The 3,346-nt window shown below is 66.1% G+C and carries 3 protein-coding genes; 2 read left to right on the top strand and 1 reads right to left on the bottom strand.

Annotated features, from left to right (window positions below):
- Nucleotides 1-141: 141 nt before the first annotated feature.
- The gene (gene hisC / locus VFB18_RS12990) at nucleotides 142-1,260 is read right to left on the bottom strand and encodes a histidinol-phosphate transaminase (RefSeq protein WP_324975983.1); all 1,119 of its coding nucleotides are present in this window, start codon (nucleotides 1,258-1,260) and stop codon (nucleotides 142-144) included.
- A gap of 146 nt (nucleotides 1,261-1,406) precedes the next feature.
- Between hisC and metX the strand changes: the two genes are divergently transcribed.
- Entirely contained in the window at nucleotides 1,407-2,609 is a 1,203-nt protein-coding gene (gene metX, locus VFB18_RS12995) for a homoserine O-acetyltransferase MetX (protein WP_324975985.1), read from the top strand.
- Nucleotides 2,597-3,250, top strand: a complete 654-nt coding sequence (gene metW, locus VFB18_RS13000; RefSeq protein ID WP_324975988.1) for a methionine biosynthesis protein MetW — start codon at nucleotides 2,597-2,599, stop codon at nucleotides 3,248-3,250. The genes metX and metW overlap by 13 nt, the downstream gene beginning before the upstream one ends.
- Nucleotides 3,251-3,346: the final 96 nt, after the last annotated feature.

Genomic DNA, 3,346 nt, shown 5'->3' on the forward strand with positions numbered 1-3,346 from the left:
CGACCACGCGCTTCCGTGTCTCGGGCGAGCGCGAGGTGGCGACGATCTTGCGCACCGCGCCCTTGGCGCGGGCGGCGCGCATGATGGAGGAGCCGATCAGGCCGGGCCCGATGATGGCCAGCGTGTCGAACAGGGGCGCGGTCATTTGCGCGCTGTGCCCTTGCCGCTCATGAAGGCGGCCAGCGCCTCGAGCACGGCGCGGTTGTCGTCCTCCGTGCCGATCGTCATGCGGAGCGCATCGGGAAAGCCGTATTCCGCGACACGTCTCAGGATGATGCGGCGCTCGTGCAGGAAGGCGTCCGCTTCGTCGGCCGAGCGGCCGTTTCCCGTGGGGAAGTGCAGTAGGAGGAAATTGGCGGCGCTCGGCGTGACGCGGAGCCCGAGCCTGGTAAGCGCCTCGGCCATGCGACCGCGCCAGACCTCGTTGTGGTCCGCCGCGCGCCTGATCCACGCCTGATCCTCAAGCGCGGCGACGCCGGCGGCGATCGCCGGGCCTGAGACGTTGAACGGTCCCCTGATGCGGTTGAGCGCATCGGCCACCTCGGCCGGGCAATAGGCCCAGCCGAGCCTGAGATAAGCAAGCCCGTAGATCTTGGAGAAGGTGCGCGTCATCACCGTGTTGTGGGTGGTGGCCACAAGCTCGATGCCGGCCTCGTAGTCGTTGGCGCGCACATATTCGGCATAGGCCGAATCGATCACGAGCAGGATGTCGTCACGGAGGCCGGCACGGAGGCGCTTCATCTCGTCGAAGGGCAGATAGGTCCCGGTCGGATTGTTGGGGTTGGCGATGAACACCACGCGCGTCTTTGGGCTCACCTTGGCGAGAATGGCATCGACATCGGCGGTGAGGTCCTTCTCGGGCGCAACGACGGGGGTCGCGCCCCGGCCGAGGATCGCGATCTTGTAAACGAGGAAGCCGTGCTCGCTGTAAATCGCCTCGTCGCCGGAGCCGAGATAGGCGCTGGCGATGAGATTCAGCACTTCGTCGGACCCCGCGCCGCAGACGATGTGGCCGGGATCGAGCCCGTAGAGCTTGGCGATCGCCTCGCGCAAGCTCCGCGCCGAGCCGTCGGGGTAGCGCGAGAGCGAGGAGGCGGCCGCAAGATAGGCCTCGACCGCGCGCGGGGAGGGGCCGAACGGCGATTCGTTCGAGGAGAGCTTGATCACCGGGTGCGCGCCGGGGAGCGCGCTCTTGCCGGGCACATAGGGCGCGATGTCGAGAATGCCTTGCCGCGGGATTGGCCCACGCTTGGCGCTCATCTTGAGGCTCCTCGGAAGGGATGCTGCAAGGCGCCTCTCTTGGGGCATTTCTCGGACCAAAGCAAAGAAAAGATTGACTTTCGTTGCTAAGCTCCTAGCTAACCGCAGATTGTGTAGAGGTGGGATTGGGCCGCGGGCGGAACGAGATGGGCGAGACCAAGACGGCTGAGGCCATTACCGATAGTTCCTTGCGTCTGGCGCAGATCGCCAACCCGCAGAGCGAGATCGTGCATTTCGACGAGGCCTTGCCGCTCGACTGCGGCTCGGCGCTCAGGCCGTTCTCGATCGCCTATCAGACCTATGGCGCGCTCAACAAGGACAGGTCGAACCTCGTCCTCGTCTGCCATGCGCTCACCGGCGACCAGCATGTCGCCAACCCCCATCCCGTCACCGGCAAGCCGGGGTGGTGGGACATGATGGTCGGTCCCGGCAAGCCGATCGACACCGACCGCTATTTCGTGCTGTGCGCCAATGTCATCGGCGGGTGCATGGGCTCGACCGGTCCGAGCTCGATCAACCCCGCCACCGGGCTCCCTTACGGCCTCGACTTCCCCGTCATCACCGTGCGCGACATGGTGCGCGCGCAAGCCCGCCTGCTCGACCATCTCAACATTCCCGAGGTGTTGTGCGTGCTCGGCGGATCGATGGGCGGCATGCAGGTGCTGGAGTGGGCCGCGACGTATAAGGACCGCGTGTTCTCGGCCGTGCCGATCGCCTGTTCGGCGCGCCACTCCTCGCAGAACATCGCCTTCCACGAAGTCGGGCGCCAGGCGGTGATGGCCGATCCCGACTGGTGCCAGGGCCGGTATCTCGAGGAGGGCAGGAGTCCGCGCAAAGGCCTTGCCGTCGCGCGCATGGCCGCGCACATCACCTACATGTCGGACGATGCGCTGCACCGGAAATTCGGCCGCAATCTCCAAGATCGCGACAAGGTCACCTTCGGCTTCGATGCCGACTTCCAGGTGGAGAGCTATCTGCGCCACCAGGGGCTCACTTTCGTCGACCGGTTCGACGCCAACTCCTATCTCTACATCACCCGCGCCATGGACTATTTCGACCTCGCGGCGGATCACGGCGGGGTGCTCGCCAATGCCTTCCTGGGCACCAAGACGCGCTTCTGCCTCGTGTCGTTCACCTCGGATTGGCTGTTCCCGACCGAAGAGAGCCGCGAGATCGTGCACGCGCTGAACGCGGTCGCCGCCAATGTGAGCTTTGTCGAGCTCAAGACCGATAACGGTCACGACTCGTTCCTGCTGCACGAGCCCGAGCTGTTCGATACCATCCGCGGCTTCCTCGGCGCCGCGGCGTTGAAGCGCGGCATCGCGGAGCCGAAGGGATGGCTGCCATGAATGTGAACGTGCCGCCTCATGCCGTGCGCACGGTCAACGACACGGCGCGCGTCGATCTGCTCCTGATCGCCGAGATGGTGACGCCCGGCTCGCGCGTGCTCGACGTCGGCTGCGGCGACGGAACGCTGCTCCGCCTGCTCGCGGCGCGCAAGGGCGTCGACGGCCGCGGCATCGAATTGAGCCAGGCGGGCGTGAACAATTGCGTGGCCAAGGGGCTGTCAGTGATCCAGGGCGACGCCGACACCGATCTCGTCTATTACCCCGACCTCGCTTTCGACTACGCCATCCTGTCGCAGACGATCCAGGCGACCTACAGCCCGCGCCACGTGCTCGAGCAGCTCTTGCGCATCGGCCGGCGGGCGATCGTATCCTTCCCGAATTTCGGTCACTGGCGCGTGCGGACCAAGCTCCTGTTCGGCGGGCACATGCCGCGCACCGAATATCTGCCGGACCGCTGGTACGACACGCCCAACATCCATCTCTGCACGATCAACGATTTCACCGATCTTTGCCGCGACGTGGGCGCGAGAATCGAGCGCGCGGTGGCGCTCAACGCTCATGGGCGGAAGCTCGGCGTCTCGATGCCGCTGTTCGCCCAGAACCTGTTCGGCGAGCAGGCGGTGTTCCTGCTTTCGCGCTAAGGCGCAGCGGCTTGCCGGCGGGGCTTCGCGTCGCCGGGGTGGGGGCTTGAGTCTCACGCGGCACCCCCTCAACCGCAGCGCCTTCCACCCCGCCCC

Source organism: Methyloceanibacter sp. (genome assembly GCF_035650995.1).
Lineage (GTDB): Bacteria > Pseudomonadota > Alphaproteobacteria > Rhizobiales > Methyloligellaceae > Methyloceanibacter.

Coding starts and splice junctions, on each gene's coding strand:
- hisC (WP_324975983.1), bottom strand. CDS start 1,260: ATGAGCGCCAAGCGTGGGCCAATCCCGCGGCAAGGCATTCTCGACATC.
- metX (WP_324975985.1), top strand. CDS start 1,407: ATGGGCGAGACCAAGACGGCTGAGGCCATTACCGATAGTTCCTTGCGT.
- metW (WP_324975988.1), top strand. CDS start 2,597: ATGGCTGCCATGAATGTGAACGTGCCGCCTCATGCCGTGCGCACGGTC.